Raw genomic sequence first — 22893 nt, forward strand, 5'->3', positions numbered from 1 at the left:
GTCGGCATCTCTTCATTGACATCGGCCATTGCGTACCGTTACACAGTCAACGCGTTCGGCACACTTTTTGGTTCCCACAATCGCCCCACAGTGGGTCCCGACTGCTGAACGCCATAGGTGGAACGACTGGACCATCTTCACCCACCCTCCCCGGACTATAGAGGGGGCTATCGTGATAGTGGGATATGCATGGTCCACTGCCAGACCTCACTGGCACCAGCGATCGGCACCGCTTGGACACCAATGCGGTCAGTGAGGAGCGGCAATTGGTGTCACCAATCGCGCAATTGGTGCCCCGGACACCATTGAACCAGTGTCAGGCGACGGAACCGGTATCCAATTGGTACTGTACTGACCAATGCCGGACCATGCGGGACACTGATTCGGCCCGGCCTACTACCTACTATCCCGTAGTGCAACCTGAAAGCGTGGGCCACAGCAGAACGGTGTCGCCTGCACTGTTAGCTACTACCGAACAATGGTCAGTATCCTCTGCGATGACCCGACCATAGTGACCGATCACGCAGTCAGTGCATCCGGTTCATCCTTCGCTTCCAACAACTGCCCTACAGTTGGTCCCGGCTGCTGGATGTCGAGATGCGGTAGCGACCGGACAATCTTCATTGTTTCAAGGCTGACCGTCACCACGCGTTGGAATAGTTCCAGCGGATAGCGCGGATTGCCCATTGTTTCGACGGCCCAATCGTTGGCGTCGTTGACGATGCCGCTATCGTTGTCTGTCTTCACCTGCTGGCGCTCCACGACCCAATCCAGCGCCGGTTTGCCGTTCACCACGTACTCATAGGCTTCCAACGGGATGCCGGTCAGGGTGATCTTGTGGTTGTAGTGCAGCGTGGTTGGATCTCTGTCCTTACCGTTCTTGCCATACTTCATTTTTTCAACGCGGTAGTCGGCATCGGTCAGCAGCAGTCCACCGCCCTCGACCTGCAACGGGTATTTCTCCGCCGTCTCGTAGTTGACGTGCAAGTCCGCCAGCTTCCGGCCAGCCTTGGAGAATGCCCAGAAGTCGGCAGCGGTCTTTACACACGGGATCCGTGGCAGCTCCTTGCTCAGATTGTCGGCATATCGTTCGCGATAATCCGGTGAATGCAGTAGGCCGTAAACGTAGTAGAACATGTCCTCCTTGAGGATCTTCTCGCCCGGGTAAGCCCTCTGGAACAGACTAAGCCCGGCGTCGGTTATCGCGTCACGTCGCGCGTAGCCATTCGAACCGCCCTGCTCTTGCAGCCCGTCCAATAACAGCAATTGGGAAGCCGATCCGTCATTGGTGTCATCCTCGCCTTGGCTATACACATATAGCGGAAAACACTGTGCACCAGCAATAAGATGCAGATTAGGTAGGACATCAGTAACAAATACAGAGAAACCTTTCGATTCACCAAGACCGGTGACACATATAACCCGATTTCCATTTACCCCACTTGGAAAATATCGCGGCATTAAGTGGCGACTCCAATTCCACGTTTTATTCGAATAGATCCATTGTTTGGAAAAGGGTCGATACTGAGATATAGTCAAGTCGCCCTCATCAAATTCATGAGATCGCCCTCGCACCAAATCCGCCAAAATATCCGATGTCCACTTAATATCCCGCTTATCGCGCGATACAAATTCCGCCACATCGACGTCACGCTCAGCACGGCCAGAGTAACGATCAACCTCAGCGTTGTAAAATTCGATCATTCTCTTCACGTTGGATTTGAGGCCGCTTCTCGAATAATTATAGACCCAGTCATCTCGATTCGATTTAACCCCCATCGAGTATGTCGAGAAAATCGCCACCTGCTCCGTCGCTTGCTTTTGCGCTATTACAGTAAAATCCTCAAAACCTGAGGCACGCTGACCAAGCCAGTCATTATGTTCGTCTGGCGTTATACGGCGCCACAAATCAGCCTGCGTTATCCCTGCTATACTGCCGAAGTTCCGGATTTTTTCCAGCTTACTTTCACGACTCAAATAATCACCAATGTCATGAAAGAAAATTTCACCATGGCGATTAGAGTTGGGATTCTTCACCAAAATAGAAATCGCGATGGGGGCACGGCTACCGCCGCCAAAAATCTTACCGCCTTCCATACGCGACAACTCACCAGACGTTCGCTGATTTCCACGCAGATGGAATACATAAATCGAAGAATATTCATCTGCCAAGCAATGGCGCAAACCATCCGTGGTGTTGGCATCAAGGAAGCCGGCGTTAGTGACAAAGCCTACGACACCACAGTCTCCTATGCGATCAGACGCCCAGCGAATGGCGCGAATATACGAATCATATATCTTGCTTTTTCCGATGGTTTTTGAAGATTTATTCACGTATGTATCGGATATTCGCCTGTCCAGTGATGGATATTCGACATTTTTGTTGTTGTTATCATTCTTATCACCAGAAGAATACGGTGGATTGGCAATAATCACGCGAATATCCAATTTTTTCTGGCGCTTGCGTCGGGCGCTGTTTTGCGCCAACAGTGCGTCCACCATGTCTTCCTGCTCATACATTTGAAAAGTATCGGTAAGACAGATACCTTCGAACGGCTGGTACTCGCCACCGACAATTCCGTGATAGACGGCCTCTATATTGATGGCAGCTATGTAGTAAGCCAGCAGCACGATCTCGTTTGCGTGAATTTCGTGCTTGTACTTATGCGGCAGTTCTTCCGGCTTGATCAATCCACTTTGCAGTAGCCGGGTCACGAACGTACCTGTACCGACGAACGGATCGATGATGTGAACGCCATTGCTACCAAGGGTCTGGCCGAATTCGGTCTGCAACACATGACCAACGCTGTGGATGATGAAGTCCACCACCTCGACCGGCGTATAGACGATACCCAACCGCTCAGTCATCTTGGGGAAGGCGTTGCGGAAGAATTTGTCGTACAACTCCACGACAATTTTCTGCTTGCCAGCTGCATTGTCGATGCCCTCGGCGCGAAGCTTCACGCTGTCATAGAACCTTTCCAGCGTGTCGGCCTCCTTGCTCAGCCGATGTTCTTGCAGCACGTCCAACACGCCCTGCATCGCCAGTGACATCGGGTTGTGCTTTGCGAAGCTATAGTCTTCGAACAGCGCATCGAACACGGGCTTCGTGATGAGATGCTGCGCGAGCATCTCAATGATTTCCGCATCCGTGATGCTTCCGTTCAGGTCATCACGCAGTTCAGCGGCAAACGATTCGAAGGCTTCACGCTCCTTGGCATTCGCTGGGTTTTGGATAATTACGGTGATCCGGTCGATGTGGGTGCGGGCAATCTTCGCGATGTCGTTGGCCCAATCTTCCCAATGGTGCCGGTTGCCAACCTTCTGGACTAGCTTCGCATAGATGGCCTTTTCAATCTCACCAATCTCGAACTGAATTTCATGCTGTTCCTGCGGAGTTGGGCGCTTGACCGGTTCGCCAATGGTGAAGCCGCCCTTGGCTGCGTCCTTGTCCTTGGCGCCCTTCTTCCTTTCCTGCTTTTTCTGGATTTTGTCGGTGATGGCGATGACTTCCATCTTGCTGGTGTCCTTGCCAATCAGGTCCAGCTTATTCACCATCGCATCGAAGCGGTCATCGTGCGAACGCAATGCCTGCAAAACCTGCCAGACGACGGCATAGGTCTTGTTGTCGTTCAGTGCTTCATGCGCTTCTACACCAGCCGGGATCACGACTGGCAGAATCACGTAGCCACGCTTCTTGCCCGGCGCATTGCGCATGACGCGACCCACGGACTGCACCACATCCACCTGTGAATTACGTGGCGTCAGGAACAGCACGGCGTCCAGCGCCGGAACGTCAACGCCTTCGGACAGGCAGCGAACATTGCTGAGGATGCGGCAGGTGTTTTCCGGTGTCTCGGACTTCAGCCATGCCAGCTTCGCTTCCTTCTCACTGGCGTTCATACCGCCGTCTACGTGTTCAGCTTCGCAGGTCAAGCGGGTGACCTGTTCGAATTCCTCGGTTTCTTCGCTTTCCTGATAAGCCTCAACGACCGCTTGGAACATCCCGGCGATTTGCTTCGAACTGACCTTGTGCGTCTTGGCACCCTTCGAAACCTCGATGACCTGACAGAAGGCCACGGCACGCTTCATCGGATCGCCGTCACCAATCAAGCCTTCGGCCAAGCCTTGCTTCGAGAGCGCCTTCCAGCAACCGATGATCTTCGCCGCATCGTCCACCTTCAACTGGTTGTTCTCGTCCTTCCACAAAGCTTGTAGACGGCTGTTGACGTGTGTCTCTTCGACTGCCAGCACGATCACCTTGTAATCGACCAGCAGACCACGTTTGACCGAGTCAGAGAACGTGATGACGAACAGTTCTTCGCCGTACAGGGCCTTGTCGTCCATCGAACAGAGAGCCACCTTGTCACGTTCCGCCGTTGCCTTCGCCGAATCACCATAGATACGAGGCGTCGCCGTCATGTACAGGCGCTTGGCGGCGTTGATGTAGTTGGCGTCGTGAACCCGGACGAATGCGCTTTCGTCGTCGTCACCGAAGGTCGCGCCGGTCGTGCGGTGGGCTTCATCGCAGACGATTAGGTCGAAATCGGCCAGCCCGAATTCCTTCTGGGCGCGACTGATGACATCAATGGAGTGATAGGTACTGAAAACGACGCTCATGTGTGATACGTCGTGTCGCTTCGCCATCTCCGCCGCCAGCCGGGACGAATTTGTGGTGGCCGGGTAACGCAGTTCGTGGACGAAGGTCTGAACCATGTCGTCCTCTTTCTTGCGCTTCTTACCCACATCGCTGTCAGAGCAGACCGCGAAACTGTGAAGTGGCACCTCGCTTTCCTGCGTCCACTCGGTCAAGGTCTGCGATAGCAGGGACAAGCTTGGAACAAGGAACAGGACCCGCTTGCCGGCACCAGCCAAGGCTTCGGCAATCTTTAGGCTGGTGAACGTCTTCCCGGTCCCGCACGCCATGATCATCTTGCCCCGGTCGGCATCCGCCAAACCATGAACAACTGCGTTCAACGCATTCTTCTGGTGGTCCCGCAACCGCTTCTTGGGCTTGATGACCGGCGCAGCTTTCGGCTGGTACTTCGACCAATCAATCTGACTTTCTTCAAGGGCCGTCAGGTCGATTTTGCTGACTGGTGGTTGCTGGTCATAGAGAGCGTCTTCGGCGTGGTCACTCCAATGATTCGTCGTGGCGACGATAATCCTGCGCGTGAACGGCTTCTTGCCTGATGCTGTGAAGAAGCTGTCGATGTCACTCTTCTGGACCTTATGGCTTGGTGCAAACAGCTTGCATTGGATGGCGTGGTACTCGCCAGTACCCTGTGTCTTCGCGACGAGGTCGATACCGGCGTCTCGCTTGTCCAGACCCTGCAAGTCCGCCCATTCCGCATAGGTCCACACGTCGCTGTAGAGGTCGCGGTAGGTGGCTTCGTTGCGCAGGTAGCAGACGATCAACTCTTCGAAATATGTTCCTTTCTCGCGCTCTGTAACTGCTGCGGTACGGAAGGTGTCGAGAAGCTGTTCAAGGGCAGTCATATGCGCTTTGTCGCAGGAAGTTGGGGCTTGAAGGCCGCGAGGGTGCCATTATGCCTTCCGGCCTAGTGCCCACCTGCGAATATCAGGGCGGATACCTACGGACATCGGCTATTCGCCAAGCTCGTCCACCGTCCTCGAATTGAAGCTGGCGCTGACAATTAAGGCCGACCGGTAACGAGGTTTGGTGAACACCAAATAGCAAGATCGAAGCATTCCGGCAGACGCCATCGTGAGTAAAGATTGAAATTCACTTGGTGAGAAGTCGATACCGCCCTGTAGCACCGGCTTGATGGCCGTGAACGCGCCAATCGCTGGCACCTCCGACTGCCCGATGACGGGATTCGCATGGACGAAGGCCATCATGGAAAACTGCGAAATTCCCGCTACCGGTTCCGTAAACTCACCTTCGATGTCTATGGTGAGCATGGTTTTCCGTTCTGGCGGCAAAGACCGTGGTCTGTCGGCACGAACACTCAGGCTGGTGCGGACTTGTTTGATTTCGCCTGAACGGTGTAGAAGCTCGTCGCTTCTCCGTTTTCTACCGGTCCGTGTCATAGGTGGCCTCCAATGACGGGGATGTGAACCGGCCCATCTCGCAGATCAAGCCGGTGATCGGTCATAGCAGCGACAGCCGCAGCTACCATTGACCCATTCAATGGTCGTGCGCCAATCCGCCGCCGACAAGGTCCGTGATCGACCGCTGGATGCCAGTTAGTGCTTCTGCCACGTCCAATGCCCTCAGTTCGACGTAGTGTCTGTGCAGGACATCACCCCTCTTCGGCGCATGACCGAGAATCCTGCGTAGTAGCGCATCCGCGACCCCCAATCTTGCACCCACGCTGGCAATCAGCTTTCTCAGGTCGTGCAGCGTGAAGTCTGGTGCCCCGGCCCGCTGTGCCATCTCTGTCACGTGGTCTGCTGAAAGGCCATCGAACAGCCTTAGGTCCGGGTCTAACCCTTCACAGCGCCGTTCAAGAATCTCCCGCATTGGCACCGTTATTGGCAACGTATGTGGTTTCTTGCCTTTCGTCTCCGGTATCACCAGTACGTTTGTCACCAGATCAACGTCCCTTCGTCGGATACCGCCTCCTTCGTTCTTGCGAAGTCCGGTTAGCAACAGCAACCACAGGTAGTCTCGCTGCGCTTCCGGCAGCGAATCCACCGCATGGCCCCAAGCTGGTAGATCAGTTTCGCTCAGCTTTCTTGCGCGAGGCTGTGGCCTGTCCGGCATCAGACCAGCAGCACTTAGCCGGACAAAGGGATTTGGCACTTCTACGCCATGCACGGCACTGAGGAACCGAAGGATTGACCCGACAATGCCACGGCCCAAATCGACCAGCGCCGCCCCTTTCGTCTGCGCGAACCTATGGCAATGATCCCCGAAAGCGGAATCCTTCAGCACCGATACCGGCCTGTCGAACCATTCTGGGAAGTGCGTTCTCAATAGCGACTCATACCGGGAAAGGCTGGATGCCTTCACCTTCTTGGCCTGCGCGTACTCACTTAGTGCTTCCCTCAGCGTCGGCAGTTGAACCCTGACCGGAACAGCGACGTATTCACCGGACCGGCATTGTCGAAGGATCGGCAGCGCCAATTCGCGGGCTTCGTCCACCGTGATCAACGGCCACCGCCCCAGAGTGACCCTCACCTGCCTTCCAGCGGTGCTCGTTGCAACAACAAAGGTGCTGGTTCGCGACCCGATCCTCAGACAAAGGCCGCACAACGTCCGGTCCCGCAAGACGGTTCCAGACTTCCCCAAACCCTTGCGAATCAAGGCGTCCGATAGAGTTACAATTCCCATTTTTCGTGTACAAAACTCGCACAAAATTCGTGAGTCAACATCCCGATCTGTGCTTGTTCGTCACTTTTCCGAATTCACTATCGACTGTCGCTGACCGGCGTTCACCGGCATCAAGCAGTACATCCGGCAGTCGCAAACCTTTGATATAAATAGGTTTTTCATGAGCCTCCAATGCGGCATCGTCGGTCTGCCGAACGTCGGCAAGTCGACCCTGTTCAATGCCCTGACCAAAGCCGGCATCGCTGCCGAGAACTACCCGTTCTGTACGATCGAGCCCAACGTGGGCGTGGTGGAAGTGCCGGACGCGCGCTTGGCCGCCTTGGCCGAGATCGTCAAGCCCGAGCGCGTGCTGCCGGCGGTCGTTGAGTTCGTCGACATTGCAGGCCTGGTGGCGGGCGCATCCAAGGGTGAAGGCCTGGGCAACCAGTTCCTCGCCAACATCCGTGAAACAGACGCCATCACCCACGTCGTACGTTGTTTCGAAGATGACAACGTGATCCACGTAGCCGGCAAGGTCGACCCGATCGCCGACATCGAAGTCATCAACACCGAGTTGGCTCTCGCTGACCTGGGTACGGTCGAAAAAGCGCTGCAGCGCTACACCAAGGCCGCCAAATCCGGTAACGACAAGGAAGCCGCCAAGCTGGTCGCCGTGCTGGAAAAGGCCCAGAAGGTGCTGGATGAAGCCAAGCCCGTGCGCGGCCTGAACCTGACCGACGAGGAATGGGCGACGATCAAGCCGCTGTGCCTGATCACCGCCAAGCCGACCATGTACGTCGCCAACGTGCGCGAAGACGGCTTCGAGAACAACCCGCACCTGGACGCCGTGCGCGCCTACGCTGCGCAGACGAATTCGCCGGTGGTGGCCGTGTGCGCCGCCATCGAAGCTGAAATTGCGGACTTGGACGACGCTGACAAGGCCGAATTCCTGGCCGACATCGGCATGGACGAGCCGGGCCTGAACCGCGTGATCCGCGCGGCGTTCAAGCTGCTGGGCCTGCAAACCTACTTCACCGCCGGCGTGAAGGAAGTGCGCGCCTGGACGATCCATATCGGCGACACGGCTCCGCGTGCTGCGGCGGCTATCCACACCGACTTTGAACGCGGCTTCATCCGCGCCCAGACCATCTCGTACGAAGACTTCATCCAGTACAAGGGCGAACAAGGCGCCAAGGAAGCCGGCAAGATGCGCGCCGAAGGCAAGGAATACATCGTCAAGGATGGCGATGTGCTGCATTTCTTGTTCAACGTGTAAGTTGGTCAGCGCAACGAAAAAGCCCCGCAATGCGGGGCTTTTTTCATGGGCGCCGGCCCTACAACACCTTCCGCAAAAACTCCCGCGTCCGCTCATGCTTGGGCGCCGAGAAAATCTGCTCCGGCACGCCCTCTTCCATGATCACGCCCTGATCGATGAAGAACACGCGGTCCGACACCTCGCGCGCGAAGGCCATTTCGTGCGTGACAACCACCATCGTCATGCCCTCCTCGGCCAGCGACTTCATCACCTCCAGCACTTCGCCCACGAGTTCCGGGTCCAGCGCAGACGTAGGTTCGTCGAACAGCATCACCGTTGGTGACATCGCCAGCGCCCGGGCTATCGCCACGCGCTGCTGCTGGCCGCCCGAGAGTTGGCCCGGGTGCGCATCGATCTTGTCGAGCAGGCCGACCTTGCGCAGCAGTTGCTCGGCCACCGTCACGGCCTCGTCGCGCTTCATGCCGCGCACCTGCATCGGCGCGAGCACGAGGTTGTCGAGCACCGACATGTGCGCGAACAGGTTGAAGCGCTGGAACACCATGCCGACGCTGGCGCGCATCTTGTTCAGGTCGGTCTTCGGGTCTTCCACGTGGAAACCGTTGACCAGCACCTCGCCACCGGACACCGTTTCCAGCCCGTTCAGACAGCGCAGGAACGTGCTCTTGCCCGAGCCCGACGGGCCGATCACGCACACAACTTCACGCTCTTCGATGCGGCAGGTGATGCCGCGCAGCACGTTCGTATTGCCGTACTGCTTCTGCAGGTTGTTAACGACGATCATTCTTGCCGTACCTCGCTTCCAGATGTTGAACCCCGGCCGACAAGACCAGTGTGATTGCCCAGTAGATGAGCGAGATCGTCAGATACGGCTCCCAGTAGCGCGCATACGCACCCGACACGGTGCGCGCGGCGTAGGCCAGTTCCGCCAGGCCGATGGCTGACGCCAGCGACGAATCCTTGACGATGGCGATGGCGTTGTTGCCCAGCGGCGGCAGCATGCGGCGAAACGCCTGCGGCAGCACGACCTTGCGAAGCGTCTGCATGTACGTCATGCCCAGCGAGCGTGACGCCTCGGTCTGGCCGCGATCGATCGACTGGATGCCGGCGCGGAAGATCTCCGACACATACGCCCCCGCATTGAGCGAGATGGCCAGCACCGCCGACGTGAACGCGCCGTACTGCTGCCGCACTTCGCGCGCCAGATCGCCGCTGATCAGCAGGCCATCCGCCGGGTTGATCAGCACCGGCATCAGCGCAAAGTGGATCAGCAGAATCTGCACGAACAGCGGCGTGCCGCGGAAGAAGCTGACGTAAAAGCGCACCGGATATTGCACCGCGTAGCGCAGGAAATACTTATAGAAGCCATGACGCGCCTCGGCCAGCCGGCCAACGCCAAGCACCAGCCCGAGCAACGTGCCGGCAATCACGCTGATCACCGTGCACTTGAGCGTCATCAGCGTGCCCTCGACGAAGAGGGGCAGGTATTCGCCGATGATGTTCCACTGGAACCCACCCATGGGGACCACCTTTTCTTATAGAACGACAGAATGAAACGAGCCGGCAATGCCGGCTCCGGAAACGACGTGCAGCAAGCGAGGGCTTACTGCTGCTTATTGTTGGGGTAGCGTCGGCACGTTCGCGTCGAACCACTGCTTGTAGATCTTGGCGTAGGTGCCGTCGGCGATGACCTTCTTCAGGCCGGTGTTGATCTGATCCAGCACCACCTTGTTGCCCTTCTTGACGGCGATGCCGAAGTACTGCGGTTTGAACTTGGCGTCAGTGACGAGGCTGAACGGCTTTTCCGGGTGGCTCTTCACGTAGAACTTGATCACGCCGATATCGCCCACCGCTGCATCGACACCACCGTGGTACAGCTCCTCCAGCATCAGCGGGGTGTTGTCGAACCGCTTGATGGCCGAGCTGGTACGGCCCAGTTCTTCCGACACGGCGATGTCACCGGCGCTGGATGCCACCACGCCAACTTTCCGCGTCTTCAGATCGACCAACCCAGCAATCTTGGCGCTCGGCGCGGTGACGATCACCTGCCCGGCGGGAAAGTACGGGGCCGAAAAGTCGACCATCTGCTTGCGCTGGTCGGTGATGGTCAAGCCCGAAATGATGATGTCGCGGTCGCCTTGGTTGAGCGCAGCAAAAATACCCTCGAACGGCGAATTGACCAGCTTGACGTTGAAACCGCCTGCCTTGCCGATGGCCTTGATGAGGTCGATATCGAAGCCCGTCAGTTCCTTCTTGGGGGTTTCGAACTCGAACGGGCGGTAGGTGCCGCCTGCGCCAACGGTGTAGGTGGGCTCGGCCGATGCGCCGCCCGGCGCCATGGCGAGGGTGGTCAGAACAGCGGCGGCAGCCATGACGAAGCGCTTTGTCAGCATGATGGGCAGTCCCGGCAGGGCATGGTGAGAAAGAGGCTGATGATACTCCCCAGTCCCCTGGGAAAAGCGCCGGCCGGCTCCCTCTGGCCCGTCGAAACATGCCCCCGACTCGGGTGCCAAACCGGGCGGGAACCTACGCCCCACGCGCCGACCGCCATTGCAACGTTGAAGCAACAGAGCATCACTTTTTTACACGCCAAGCCGGTCGGCGAGGGCAGCAGGGGCGGCCTGCGGCATACGCCGCTCGGTCAGTCACAAGGGGCGGGCACGCCGCTTGCTGCGCAGGCGGGAGATACGCTGTGCCGCCCCAATGGGTGCAGCGCGCCAGTTCGGCGCCTCCCGCCTTCCACCATGAGTCTGTTGCCGCCCATGATCGCCGACGTCGATGCCTCCGCCGAGCAGCTCGACCGCGATGCCGCCATCCAGTCGCGCGGGGTACTGCTGTGCCTCTCCGAGCCTGACCTGTGCATCCGCCAAGCCAGCGAAAACCTGGAATCTGCGCTCGGCACGCCGATCGCGCAGGCGTTGCATGCGCCGGTCGAACAGGTGATCGGCGCGGCTGGCCGGCAGGTGCTGGCACGTGCCCTGGGCGGGCACCGGATCGACAACCTCCCTTTGTATTTCGGCACGGTGCAGACCGCGCGAGGCCAAGCGCTCGACGCCGTCGTCCACCGGCATCGCGGCGTGCTGATCCTCGAGTTGGAGCCGGCCACACAGCCGGCGGACGGCGCCTTTGCTTCGATGTATCCGCTGGTGCGGACCTTTGTCGGCAGCTTGCAGGCAGTCAGCCGGGTCGACACGCTGGCGGAACTGGCCGCCCGCGAGGTGCGCCGCCTGACCGGCTTTGGCCGCGTGGCGGTCTATCGCTTTGATGCCGATGGCTCGGTGCGTGTGCTGGTCGAAGCCCGCGACGCAACGTACGACTCGTTGCTCGGCATGCACTTGCCCGGCACGGACCTGACGCCTGAACTCCGCCACATGCATGGCCGCAACCCGTTGCGCCTCGTGGCCGACATCGACGATACCCCGGTGCGGCTCGTCCCAGCCCGGGAGCCGACTTCTGGGCAGGCCACCGATCTGTCCTATGCCGGCCTGCGCGCCGCCTCCGATAGCCAGCGCGAAACCATGCGCCGCATGGGGGCCATGGCCTCGCTCACCCTGGCGCTGACCGTGCGCGGCCGGCTGTGGGGCTTGGTCGCGTGCCATCACGCCACCCCCCGCACGCTGTCGTTCGAAGTGCGCATGGCGTGCGAGCACCTGGCGCAGATTTTGTCGCTGCAGATCGAGGCCAAGGAAGACCGCGAGGAGATCGCCCACCGGCTCGAGCTGCGGCGCATCCTGGTGCGGCTGCTCGCAGCCATGGCGGATCGCGACAACTTTCAGGACGGCCTGCTCGAACATCCGGCCGATCTGCTGCGTTTTGCCTCCGCCAGCGGCGTGGCCATCGTGCGGCGCGGCGAATGCACACGCGTGGGCGCGACACCCGACGCCGACAGCATCCTCCGCCTGACCGAATGGCTGGCACGCGAACACCCGCGCGAGATCTTCCACACCGACCGGCTGGCCACCGTGTATCCGGACGGTGCAGCGCTGTTACCGCAGGCGGGAGGCGTGCTGGCCGTGCAGGTGTCGCAACTGCACCGGCATTACGTGTTGTGGTTCCGCCCTGAAGCCCCGCACACCGTGCGCTGGGCGGGCGGCACACCCGGGCCCGCCGTCGATCATCACGCCGCGCCGGTGCCCGGCCGCACGCATCACTGGCAAGAGCACATCGCGCACACCGCGCGCCCGTGGCGGCCGAGCGAGCTGGAGACGGTCGCCGAATTCCGCTACGCTGTCCTCAACATCGTGCTGCGCCACGCCGAGGAAGCCGCCGAACTCGCTGGCGAACTGCGCCGCGCTAATCGCGAGCTGGAGGCCTTCTCGTACTCCGTCTCGCACGATCTGCGCGCACCGCTGCGCCACATCGCCGGGTATGCGGAACTGCTCGGCGAGATGGAGGGGGACCACGTCTCTGCCCGCGGGCGGCACTTCCTGCAAACGATTTCCGACTCGTCACGCTTTGCCGGCAAGCTGGTGGACGACCTCCTAACCTTCTCGCAAATGGGCCGGGGGGCCCTGCGCCTGGCTGACGTGGACCTCACCCAACTCGTACGCGGCCTCGCGCGTGATCTTTCCGTCGAGGCGCAAGACCGCCAGATCGAATGGGACATCGCCACCCTGCCGGTGGTGCGGGCCGACCCGGCCTTCCTGCAACTGGCGGTGCGCAACCTGCTCTCGAACGCTGTCAAATACACGCGCGACCGTGTCCCGGCGCAGATCCGCATCGACGCCGAGCAAAGCCCCAGCGAAACCATCGTGCGCATTGCCGACAACGGCGTGGGGTTCTCGATGGAATACGTGGGCAAGCTGTTCGGCGTGTTCCAGCGGCTGCACCGCATGGAGGAATTCGAAGGCACCGGCATCGGCCTGGCCAACGTGCGGCGCATTGTCGAACGCCATGGCGGCCGCACCTGGGCCGAAGGCGAGTTGGACCGTGGCGCCACGTTCTACTTTGCCCTCCCACGTAGTATCCCCCCGCCTGCGCAGCGAGGGGCTGCCAGCACCGGTGCCCGCACCCCCGTCACCCGCGACGCCTGATCGCTCTTTCCATGCCAAAAGCCATCATGCTCAAACCCATCCTGCTCGTTGAAGACAACCCAAACGACCTCGAGCTGACCCTGCTGGCGCTGGAGCGCAGCCAGCTTGCCAACGATGTGGTCGTCACCCGCGACGGCGCCGAGGCGCTGGACTACCTGCATGCACGCACCACCTACGCGGGCCGCGTCCCCGGCAACCCCGCCGTGGTGCTGCTCGACCTCAAGCTGCCCAAGGTGGACGGGCTGGAGGTGCTGGCCAACATCCGGTCCACGCCGTCACTCAAGAGCCTGCCGGTGGTTATGCTCACCTCGTCACGCGAAGAGACTGACCTGTTGCGCAGCTACGAATTGGGCGTCAACGCCTACGTGGTCAAACCGGTGGAATTCCGCGCGTTTGTGGACGCCATTGCCGACCTGGGTGTGTTCTGGGCCGTGCTCAACGAACCACCGCCGGGGTCCACGCGCACCCGCCGCGCCGTGCAGGCCGCGGGCTAGCCTGCCCCTCTGGAGCCCCTCGCCGCCATGCCCAACCTGCAATTGCTGCTGGTCGAAGACAACCCGCTCGATGCGGAGCTCACGCGCGCGCGGCTGGAAACCGCCAACCTGCCCGCCGACACGGTCCTGGTCGACAACGAAGCCGACTTCATCGCCCAACTCAGCGGGCGCACCTTCGACGCCATCCTGGCCGACTACATGCTGCCGCAGTTCACCGGCGCGGAAGCGCTGGACATTGCACGCCGCATGGCGCCACAGACGCCGTTCATCTTCGTGTCGGGCGCCCTGGGTGAGGAGCATGCCGTCGACATGCTCAAGCGCGGCGCCACCGATTACGTGATCAAGCAGCGCCTGCAACGCCTGCCGGTGGTGCTGCTGCGCGCCCTGGCCGAAGCCGCCGAACGGCGCCAGCGCATTGCCGCCGAAGCCGCGCTGCGCGAAACGGAAACGCACTTCCGCCTACTAGTCAACGCGCTCAAGGAGCACGCCGTGCTGTCGCTCGACCCGCAAGGCATCGTGCGCACCTGGAACGCAGCGTCGCACGGCATCCTGGGGTATGCGCGCGAAGACATCCTCGGGAACTCGGCCGAGATCCTGTACCCGCAGGCCGCGCGCGAGGCGGGCGATTTCCGGCGCAAGCTCGAGCGCGTGCGCCAGGAAGGCAGCATCAGCGACGACCGCTGGATGCTGCGCAAGGACGGCACGCCGTTCTTTGCGTCCAGCGTGGTCACCGCCATCCACAACGAGACGGGCCAACTGATCGGCTTCTCCAAGATCATCCGCGACGCCACTGAAGAACGCATGGCCGCCGACGCCCTGCGCCGCGCCAAGGAAGAAGCCGAGACGGCCAACCACGCCAAGGACCACTTCCTCGCCGTGCTGTCGCACGAACTGCGCACGCCGCTCACGCCCATCCTGACTGCGGTGCACCTGCTCGAGCTGCGCAAGGATTTGCCGGCGACGGTGGTGGGGCAACTGGAAGTCGTCCGCCGCAACGCAGAGTTGGAGGCGCGCCTGATCGACGACCTGCTCGACATCACCGGCATTGCGCGCGGCAAGCTGGCCGTGAGCTTTGCGCCGGTCGATCTGTACCCGCTGCTGGAAAGTACGCTGGAGATGTCTCGCAGCGACATGCAGATCAAACGCCTGTCGCTCAAGACGCGTTTCGAAGCACGGCGTAGCCGGCTGTTTGCCGATGGCGCGCGCATCCAGCAGGTGATCTGGAACCTGGTGCGCAATGCGGTGAAGTTCACACCGGCTGGCGGCGCCATCGAAGTGCGGGTGTGGAATCCCGGGCCCACCACTGTGGCGGTAGCCGTTAAGGACACCGGCATCGGCATCGAACCGGAAGCGCTGCCGCGCATTTTCTCGGCGTTCGAACAGGCCGATGCGTCGATCACGCAACGCTTTGGCGGACTGGGCTTGGGCCTGGCGATCGCCCATGCGCTGGTGCAGAAACACGATGGCACGCTCACCGCCGAAAGCGCGGGCCGGCATCAGGGGGCGACCTTCACGCTCATGCTGCCCGTGGCCGCCGAGCTGACCCAGCCGGAAACCCCGCCCGCGCCCCCCATGCCGCGTACCCAAGCCACGCGCGGGCTACACGTGTTGCTGGTGGAAGACAACGCCGACACCGCGGAAGCCATGGGGCAGGTACTGGAACTGCTCGGCCACACCGTCACCGTGGCCAATGGCGCACAGACCGCCATGCAAGCGGCCGAATCTGGCACCTTCGACTTGCTCATCAGCGATATCGGCCTGCCGGACGGCAGCGGCCTGGACGTGGTGCGCGTCTTTGCCGAGCGGCAGGCGGCGCCGTCGATCGCCATTACGGGCTACGGCATGGAAGAAGACATCGCCCGCTGCCGGGAGGCGGGCTTCACGGATCACCTGACCAAGCCGGTGGACTTCAAGCGGCTTGAACGGCTGCTGGTCGGCTACCTGGCCGCCCGCGATGCCGGCGCAACTCAGGCGAGTGCCAGCTGACGCGGCGCGCCAGAATGCCGCACCGCAACCACGACCCCTATCGACGCAACAACCCCCAAGCCGCGGGCACCAGCATGGCGCCCACCACGGCGGCAGTCCACGCCATGATCTGCCCATCGGCATAAAGGTGGGCGAACTGGCCGCCGTAGTAGCCAACCAACGCGCCAATCGCGCCCGTCAGCAGGGCCGCAAGCCACCCGAGGCGCTTGCCAGCCGGATGTAGCCAACGTGCCGCCACGCCCACCGCCAGCCCGATCCAAAGCGGCCCGATCCACCCCATTGCTGTTCTCCGTCGTACCGTGTCCGTTCAATTGGACGCGTACCTTAGCGCAAGGCGGCGCGGAAGGCCACGGCAAGGTGGCGCCGCGCCGCGTGACGCATAACCTACATTCGCCGATTCACCCGCACGGCGTTTGACCTGCCTCCTGTCGAGGTGGAGGGCCGGCGTTATAATTCACACTGCTCAAAATTCGTGCCGTCCCCATCCAACCGGCCGCCCCACATGCAGTTGCTGACCCTCGGAATCAACCACCACACGGCGCCGCTTTCCCTGCGCGAGAAGGTGGCGTTTCCGCTCGAGCAGGTGGGGCCCGCGCTGGGCACGCTGCGTCAGCATCTGCCGCACCTAAAGAGCACGGCCGAAGCGGCCATCCTCTCCACCTGCAACCGCACCGAGATCTACTGCGCCACCGACGGCAACCTGCCCGAAGCGACCGCGCACGAGCACGCGATCCGCTGGCTGGCACAGCACCACAACATCGACCCGGGCGAACTGGCGCCCCATGTGTATTCACTGGGCCAATCGCTGGCCGTGCGTCACGCGTTTCGCGTGGCCAGCGGGCTCGATTCGATGGTGCTGGGCGAGACGCAGATCCTCGGCCAGATGAAAGACGCCGTGCGCACTGCCACAGAAGCGGGCGCCCTGGGCACGTACCTGAATCAGCTATTCCAGCGCACCTTTGCGGTCGCCAAGGAAGTGCGCGGCACGACGGAAATCGGCGCGCATTCCGTGTCGATGGCCGCTGCCGCCGTGCGCCTGGCGCAGCGCATCTTTGAATCGATTGCCGAGCAGCGCGTGCTGTTCATCGGCGCCGGCGAGATGATCGAGCTGTGCGCCACACACTTCGCCGCGCAGATGCCGCGCGAGGTCGTCATCGCCAACCGCACGCTCGAGCGCGGCGAAAAGCTCGCCGAAGCGCTGTCGAACCAGGGCCTGAACGCCCGCGCCGTGCGCCTGGCCGAACTGCCGACCAAGCTGGCCGAGTTCGACATCGTCGTCTCCTGCACGGCCAGCACGCTGCCCATCATCGGCCTGGGTGCCGTCGAGCGCGCCATCAAGCAGCGCCGCCATCGCCCGATGTTCATGGTCGACCTGGCCGTGCCGCGCGATATCGAACCTGAAGTCGCGCGCCTGTCCGACGTGTTCCTCTATACCGTGGACGACCTGGGCGCCATCGTGCGCGAAGGCAACGCACTGCGGCAGGCCGCCGTCGCCCAGGCCGAGGCCATCATCGAGACGCGCGTACAGAATTTCATGCACTGGATCGATGCGCGCAGTGTGGTGCCCATCATCCGCGATCTGCACGCGCAGGCCGAAACCCTGCGCCAGGGCGAGCTGGAACGCGCCCAGCGCATGCTCGCGCGCGGCGATGACCCGGCGCTGGTGCTCGAAGCGCTGTCGCAGGCGCTCACCAAGAAATTCCTCCACGGCCCGACCCATGCGCTCAACCACGCGCAGGGCGAAGGCCGCGAACAGCTCATCGACTTGCTGCCGGCGCTGTTCCGCCAGTCCAGCCACTCCGAGCGCTAGCGGCGCCTTGTCCGCATGCGCCCATCCGTGGCGCACATTCCGGCGCAACCGTCTGCGCCGCCCGCCCTCTAGCGTTTTCTTCTGCGGTCCCCCGAATGAAGCCCAGCATGCTGTCCAAGCTCGACCAACTGGCCGAGCGCATCGTCGAAATCAACGCGCTGCTCGCACGCGAAGACGCCACCGCCAACCTCGACCAATACCGCAAGCTCACACGCGAGCACGCCGAGCTGGAGCCCGTGGTCGCGCAATTCGCAGCGTGGAAGCAGGCGGAGGAAGACATCGCCACCGCGCAGGAACTGGCGGCCGATCCGGACATGAAGGCGTTTGCCGAGGACGAACTGCGCGCCGCGCGCGAGCGCATGGAAGTGCTCGAAGGCGATCTGCAGCGCCTGCTGCTGCCGAAAGACCCGAACGACCACCGCAACATCTTCGTGGAAATCCGAGCCGGCACGGGTGGCGATGAATCCGCCCTCTTCGCGGGCGACCTGCTGCGCATGTACACACGCTTTGCCGAACGCCAGCGCTGGCAAGTGGAGATCGTGAGCGAGTCGGCGTCGGACCTGGGCGGCTACAAGGAGGTGATCGCACGGCTGGTGGGCGAAGGCGCGTATTCGCGGCTGAAGTTCGAGTCGGGTGGCCACCGCGTGCAGCGCGTGCCGGCCACCGAGGCGCAGGGGCGCATCCACACCTCCGCCTGCACCGTGGCGATTATGCCCGAGGCCGATGCGCTGGCCGACATCCAGATCAATCCGGCGGATCTGCGCATCGATACGTTCCGGGCATCCGGCGCGGGCGGTCAGCACATCAACAAGACGGATTCGGCCGTGCGCATCACCCACCTGCCGACCGGTCTGGTGGTGGAGTGCCAGGACGACCGCAGCCAGCACCGCAACAAGGACCGCGCCATGCAGGTCCTGGCCGCGCGCCTGAAAGACCGCCAGGAGCGCGAGGCGCAGGCCAAGGAAGCCAGCGCGCGCAAGAGCCTGATCGGTTCCGGCGACCGCTCCGACCGCATCCGCACGTACAACTTCCCGCAAGGCCGGGTGACTGATCACCGCATCAACCTGACGCTGTACAAGATCGACGCGATCATGGACGGCGATCTGGATGAACTCGTGGGCGCATTGGCAGCTGAGCATCAAGCGGAACAGCTCGCCGCGCTGGGCGAGGATGCCTGATCGCGCCGGATTGTTAAAAAGCGCGCGCCCCGTAACATCCGCTTGCGTTTGATACAGCTTTGCGCGGTGGCGAGCGGGCCTCTCGTTCCTATAATCGACTTCGATCACGCCGAGTGCATCGCCGGTCGCATCCGGCACGCACTCACCACCAAGCGCGGCAACATCACGATTAGGAGAATCGCAATGCGTACCCAACTGCTGGCCATCACCGTCGCTACCACCCTCGCCCTTGGCCTCGCCGCCTGCGGCAAGAAGGATGAAGCCGCCGACCAGGCTGCGAAGACCTCGATGGAGCAATCGAAAGACGCTGCCAAGCAGGCGCTCGACAACGCCGGCACCGCCGTGAGCAAGGCCGCCGACGCAGCCAAGGTGGAACTGTCGCAAGCCGCATCGGATGCGCAGGTCTCCGCTTCGGGCGTACTGTCGCAGGCCAAGGACGCTGCCAAGGACGCCGCCGACAAGACGGCCGACGCCGCCAAGGTTGCCGCAGACAAGACTGCCGCTGCGACCAAGGACGCGGCCAACAAGGTCAAGGACGCGACGAAGCAGTAAGCGCCCCAACCTCGCACCGACCCGCTCGCGGGCCCGCGCCATATCGGCCGGGCCCGTGTTATTTTGTGCGCCCGATCTTTGCTGCCGAGCTGTCGCCGTGTCGTCTGCCCCCGTCATTTCGCCCGAAACCCTGGCTCGCGTGGCCGATGCGCTGGCGGCGCTCGCGCGTGCCGGCCTGCCCGCCCTTGAGGCGCGCATGCTGGTCTCGCACGTGACGGGCCTGTCACGGGTGCAGCTCATCACGCAAGATACCTACGTCATCGACGAAGCCGCGCGCGCGCAGATCAGCGACCTCGCCACGCGCCGCCTGGCCGGTGAGCCGATGGCGTATCTGCTGGGCGAGCGTGAATTCTTCGGGCGCACGTTCAAGGTGACGCCGGCCGTGCTGATTCCGCGGCCGGATACCGAAGTGCTGGTCGAACAAGCGCTGGACCGCCTCGAAGACCGCGACGCCCCGGCCGTGCTGGACATGGGCACCGGCAGCGGCATCATCGCCGTCACGATTGCACTGGCGCGCACCGATGCGCGGGTATGGGCGACCGACGCCTCCGCCGACGCGCTGGCCGTGGCGGCGGACAACGCCCAGACGCTAGGCGCCACCAATGTGCATGCGGCGCTGGGCGACTGGTACGGCGCCCTGGCCAAAGCCGATGCACCGGCGGTGTTCGACCTCATCGCCAGCAACCCGCCCTATATCGCGGCCGCGGATGAACACCTGAGCCAAGGCGATTTGCGCTTCGAGCCAGCGAGCGCCCTCACCGACCACGACGACGGCCTGCGGCATGTGCGCACCATCATTGCGGGCGCGCCGATGCGGCTGGCTGCAGGCGGCTGGCTGCTGCTCGAACACGGCTACGACCAGGGCGAAGCCGTGCGCGCTCTGCTGGCACGCGCGGGATTCGCCTGCGTGTTCACCGCGCAGGACCTCGGCGGCAATGACCGCTGCAGCGGCGGCCAGTGGCTCGATCAAAACGCCGGCGAGCGTTCCTCGCTAAAATAGACAGGTTTTCCAATGCGGATGCGGCGCCCGCTGCTCCCCAACCGCACCCCAATCGCACCCCAAATCGAATCGAGTCTCCCATGAGCACCACGCACGAAAAGATCGACCAGATCGTCAAAGGTCACCCTGTCGTCCTCTTCATGAAGGGCACGGCGCAATTTCCGATGTGCGGCTTCTCGGGCCGCGCCATCCAGATCCTGAAGGCCTGCGGCGTGGACAAGCCGCACACCGTCAACGTGCTGGAAGACGATGAAATCCGCCAGGGCATCAAGGACTACGCCAACTGGCCGACCATTCCGCAGCTCTATATCAAGGGCGAATTCATCGGCGGCTCGGACATCATGATGGAGATGTACCAGAGCGGCGAACTGCAGCCGCTGCTGGCTGCCTGATCGTCGATCCCTGATCGCCAAACGCGTCCTCGTTTCAGCGTGACCGGCCCCTCTGTCGCCCCATCCGAAGCGCAACGTGCGCGCCGCATCATCGTGGCGATCACGGGGGCGTCGGGCGCCATCTATGGCGTGCGACTGCTGCAGGTTCTACAAGACCTGCGCGAATCGGCGGGAGTGGAATCGCACCTGCTGATGTCACCCGCAGGGCTGATGAACGTGCAGCACGAGCTGCACATGGCGCGCGAAGAAGTGGAAGCGCTGGCGCACGTGGTGCACAACGTCCGCGACATCGGCGCGACCATTGCCAGCGGCTCGTTTGCGGCGGAAGCGATGGTGATTGCGCCGTGCTCGATGAAGACGCTGGCGGCCGTCGCGCATGGTCTGTCGGACAACCTCATCGCGCGCGCGGCGGATGTGACGCTCAAGGAGCGTCGCCGCCTGATCCTGATGGTGCGCGAAACGCCGTTGAATTTAGCGCATCTCCGCAATATGACGGCCGTGACCGAGATGGGCGGCATCGTCTTCCCGCCGGTGCCGGGCTTCTACCAACGTCCCAAGACGATCGACGACCTAGTCGACCACACCGTCGGGCGGGTGCTCGACTTACTCGGCTTGCCGCAGACGCTGGCCCCCGGCTGGCCGGGGCTGCGCTCAGCGGACTAAGCGCTCACGCCATTAACGGTGGTGGTAGTTGAAGTACACCGACGGTCCGCCCCAGTAACCGCCGTAGTAAGCCGGATAAGCCGGTGCCGCATAGACCGGTGCAGGGGCAACTGCCACCGGTGCCGGATACACCGCACAACCCCCAAGCGTCGCGGCCGACAGTGCGAGCAGCGAGGCCAGAGCCACGATTTTCATGATTCGCGTCCTTCGGCCCCTCCAATGGAGCCATGTGGACGTTATAAGCGCCGCTGGGCGACGCCGGGGTCATGCGTCTGTAAGGGATGTAACGGAAGGCTACGGACAGGTGTCCGTAAGCTCACTGTTGTGACGCCGGCTTCCCTGAGGCGGCCTTTCCAGCGGCTGCAGGCGCAGAAGCTGCCACACCAGAAGCCGGCTTGGGCGCGTTCGGATCCACTTCTGTGCGCATCTGGTCCATCACAGCCCCGGCGCGCGGCGCCCAGAGAAATTCCACCGTACCGTTTTGCGGCTCTTCGGGAATCGCGTACATCGTCACGATGGTCTGGGGGCCCGCCCAGCGCGCACGCAGCGAGTCGACTGTCTTGCCCGACTTCAACTTGAGCGGCGCCTTGCCCTCTTGCGCGGGCTTGCCGTAACGGTCGGTCAGCGTCTGGAAGACGCGCTGTTCGGTGTCCACGCCGCGCGTCGGCACAAACAAGCCGGCGACCTTGCCCTGGTCGATCAGCAGCACCGCTTGCGGACCATCCATCAACGCGGGGCGCTTGGCCTGCGGCACGCCCAGCGAGCGCGTGCGGCCGTGGGATTCCAGCGCATCGGAGCAGTATTCGGCGACATCCTTGCCGCCATTCGCGCGCACGTCCTCGCACGAAGGCAGCTTGGGCAACGGCTTGCCCAGGGGGAAGGCATCGAGCAGCACGGAGACATCGCCGGGGTCACGCTCTGCCTTGGCAGGGGCCGCAGCCTTGGGTGCCTCTTTGGCTGCGGTGGCGGCAAACGCCGCGGGCGCGAGTAGCACGGTGGAAACAGCAAGCGCTACGGTGCGGCGCGTCCAGCAAGTCATGCGAACTCCAAGGAAAGACAAGAGCCGAGAGTGTGCCACGCGGGCACGAAGAAGCGGTTCTGACCCGGCTGCGGGGCCGACGTTCCCCTCCGCCGGACGATGGATGCACCAAAACGCGTAGGTTTACACGTCAATTGACGTGATTGCTGGACGGATGCTGGCCGGAAACATTATCAAAATGTTGCCGGTTTTGA

19 protein-coding genes are annotated in these 22893 nt (G+C 62.1%); 10 read left to right on the forward strand and 9 right to left on the reverse strand.

Annotated elements, in window-relative coordinates; genetic code table 11:
• Window positions 1-519 precede the first annotated feature (519 nt).
• From ACN9M1_RS13935 to ACN9M1_RS13945, 3 genes are all read right to left on the reverse strand, one after another.
• Window positions 520-5499: a DEAD/DEAH box helicase gene (locus tag ACN9M1_RS13935; RefSeq protein ID WP_426395249.1), complete on the reverse strand. Its 4980-nt coding sequence runs from the start codon at window positions 5497-5499 to the stop codon at window positions 520-522.
• A 108-nt stretch (window positions 5500-5607) separates the two neighbouring features.
• A complete protein-coding gene (locus tag ACN9M1_RS13940; RefSeq protein WP_426395251.1) occupies window positions 5608-5925 on the reverse strand; it encodes a hypothetical protein in 318 nt (105 codons plus the stop codon).
• Between the two features lie 226 nt (window positions 5926-6151).
• Window positions 6152-7300 (reverse strand): tyrosine-type recombinase/integrase, encoded by a 1149-nt coding sequence (locus tag ACN9M1_RS13945; protein WP_426395253.1) that lies wholly within the window; start codon window positions 7298-7300, stop codon window positions 6152-6154.
• Between the two features lie 160 nt (window positions 7301-7460).
• On the opposite strand from ACN9M1_RS13945, the gene ychF reads away from it, so the two are divergent.
• A complete protein-coding gene (ychF, locus tag ACN9M1_RS13950; RefSeq protein ID WP_426395255.1) occupies window positions 7461-8555 on the forward strand; it encodes a redox-regulated ATPase YchF in 1095 nt (364 codons plus the stop codon).
• Between the two features lie 58 nt (window positions 8556-8613).
• Here ychF and ACN9M1_RS13955 read toward each other — a convergent pair whose 3' ends face one another.
• From ACN9M1_RS13955 to ACN9M1_RS13965, 3 genes are all read right to left on the reverse strand, one after another.
• Window positions 8614-9336 (reverse strand): amino acid ABC transporter ATP-binding protein, encoded by a 723-nt coding sequence (locus ACN9M1_RS13955; protein ID WP_426395257.1) that lies wholly within the window; start codon window positions 9334-9336, stop codon window positions 8614-8616.
• Window positions 9323-10072, reverse strand: a complete 750-nt coding sequence (locus ACN9M1_RS13960; protein WP_426395258.1) for an amino acid ABC transporter permease — start codon at window positions 10070-10072, stop codon at window positions 9323-9325. The genes ACN9M1_RS13955 and ACN9M1_RS13960 overlap by 14 nt, the downstream gene beginning before the upstream one ends.
• A gap of 93 nt (window positions 10073-10165) precedes the next feature.
• Window positions 10166-10945, reverse strand: coding sequence for a basic amino acid ABC transporter substrate-binding protein (locus ACN9M1_RS13965; protein ID WP_426395260.1), 780 nt, complete (start codon window positions 10943-10945; stop codon window positions 10166-10168).
• Between the two features lie 351 nt (window positions 10946-11296).
• On the opposite strand from ACN9M1_RS13965, the gene ACN9M1_RS13970 reads away from it, so the two are divergent.
• The 3 genes from ACN9M1_RS13970 to ACN9M1_RS13980 are packed head-to-tail and all read left to right on the forward strand — an operon-like array spanning window position 11297 to window position 16065.
• On the forward strand, window positions 11297-13585 hold the full coding sequence (locus tag ACN9M1_RS13970) for an ATP-binding protein (protein ID WP_426395262.1): 2289 nt from the start codon (window positions 11297-11299) through the stop codon (window positions 13583-13585).
• A gap of 26 nt (window positions 13586-13611) precedes the next feature.
• A complete protein-coding gene (locus tag ACN9M1_RS13975) occupies window positions 13612-14079 on the forward strand; it encodes a response regulator (protein WP_426398872.1) in 468 nt (155 codons plus the stop codon).
• Between the two features lie 27 nt (window positions 14080-14106).
• Entirely contained in the window at window positions 14107-16065 is a 1959-nt protein-coding gene (locus ACN9M1_RS13980) for a response regulator (protein ID WP_426395264.1), read from the forward strand.
• 37 nt (window positions 16066-16102) lie between these two features.
• Here ACN9M1_RS13980 and ACN9M1_RS13985 read toward each other — a convergent pair whose 3' ends face one another.
• Window positions 16103-16345, reverse strand: coding sequence for a GlsB/YeaQ/YmgE family stress response membrane protein (locus ACN9M1_RS13985; RefSeq protein ID WP_426395266.1), 243 nt, complete (start codon window positions 16343-16345; stop codon window positions 16103-16105).
• 222 nt (window positions 16346-16567) lie between these two features.
• Here ACN9M1_RS13985 and hemA point away from each other — a divergent pair, with 222 nt between their 5' ends.
• The 6 genes from hemA to ACN9M1_RS14015 all read left to right on the forward strand — a co-directional run bounded on the left by hemA (window position 16568) and on the right by ACN9M1_RS14015 (window position 21660).
• Window positions 16568-17875 (forward strand): glutamyl-tRNA reductase, encoded by a 1308-nt coding sequence (gene hemA / locus ACN9M1_RS13990; RefSeq protein WP_426395268.1) that lies wholly within the window; start codon window positions 16568-16570, stop codon window positions 17873-17875.
• A 95-nt stretch (window positions 17876-17970) separates the two neighbouring features.
• Window positions 17971-19053 (forward strand): peptide chain release factor 1, encoded by a 1083-nt coding sequence (prfA, locus tag ACN9M1_RS13995; protein ID WP_426395270.1) that lies wholly within the window; start codon window positions 17971-17973, stop codon window positions 19051-19053.
• 183 nt (window positions 19054-19236) lie between these two features.
• Complete coding sequence (locus ACN9M1_RS14000; RefSeq protein ID WP_426395272.1) at window positions 19237-19605, forward strand: hypothetical protein; 369 nt, start codon at window positions 19237-19239, stop codon at window positions 19603-19605.
• 97 nt (window positions 19606-19702) lie between these two features.
• Window positions 19703-20605 (forward strand): peptide chain release factor N(5)-glutamine methyltransferase, encoded by a 903-nt coding sequence (gene prmC, locus ACN9M1_RS14005; RefSeq protein WP_426395273.1) that lies wholly within the window; start codon window positions 19703-19705, stop codon window positions 20603-20605.
• An 80-nt stretch (window positions 20606-20685) separates the two neighbouring features.
• Complete coding sequence (gene grxD / locus ACN9M1_RS14010; RefSeq protein WP_426395275.1) at window positions 20686-20997, forward strand: Grx4 family monothiol glutaredoxin; 312 nt, start codon at window positions 20686-20688, stop codon at window positions 20995-20997.
• A 39-nt stretch (window positions 20998-21036) separates the two neighbouring features.
• On the forward strand, window positions 21037-21660 hold the full coding sequence (locus ACN9M1_RS14015) for a UbiX family flavin prenyltransferase (protein WP_426395276.1): 624 nt from the start codon (window positions 21037-21039) through the stop codon (window positions 21658-21660).
• A 12-nt stretch (window positions 21661-21672) separates the two neighbouring features.
• On the opposite strand, the gene ACN9M1_RS14020 is transcribed toward ACN9M1_RS14015, so the two are convergent.
• Together ACN9M1_RS14020 and ACN9M1_RS14025 are read right to left on the reverse strand one after the other, a co-directional pair.
• The gene (locus ACN9M1_RS14020; RefSeq protein WP_426395278.1) at window positions 21673-21855 is read right to left on the reverse strand and encodes a hypothetical protein; all 183 of its coding nucleotides are present in this window, start codon (window positions 21853-21855) and stop codon (window positions 21673-21675) included.
• 121 nt (window positions 21856-21976) lie between these two features.
• Window positions 21977-22699: a hypothetical protein gene (locus ACN9M1_RS14025; RefSeq protein ID WP_426395280.1), complete on the reverse strand. Its 723-nt coding sequence runs from the start codon at window positions 22697-22699 to the stop codon at window positions 21977-21979.
• Between the last annotated feature and the right edge of the window lie 194 nt (window positions 22700-22893).

The organism is Ralstonia sp. R-29, from assembly GCF_049913345.1.
Taxonomy (GTDB): domain Bacteria; phylum Pseudomonadota; class Gammaproteobacteria; order Burkholderiales; family Burkholderiaceae; genus Ralstonia.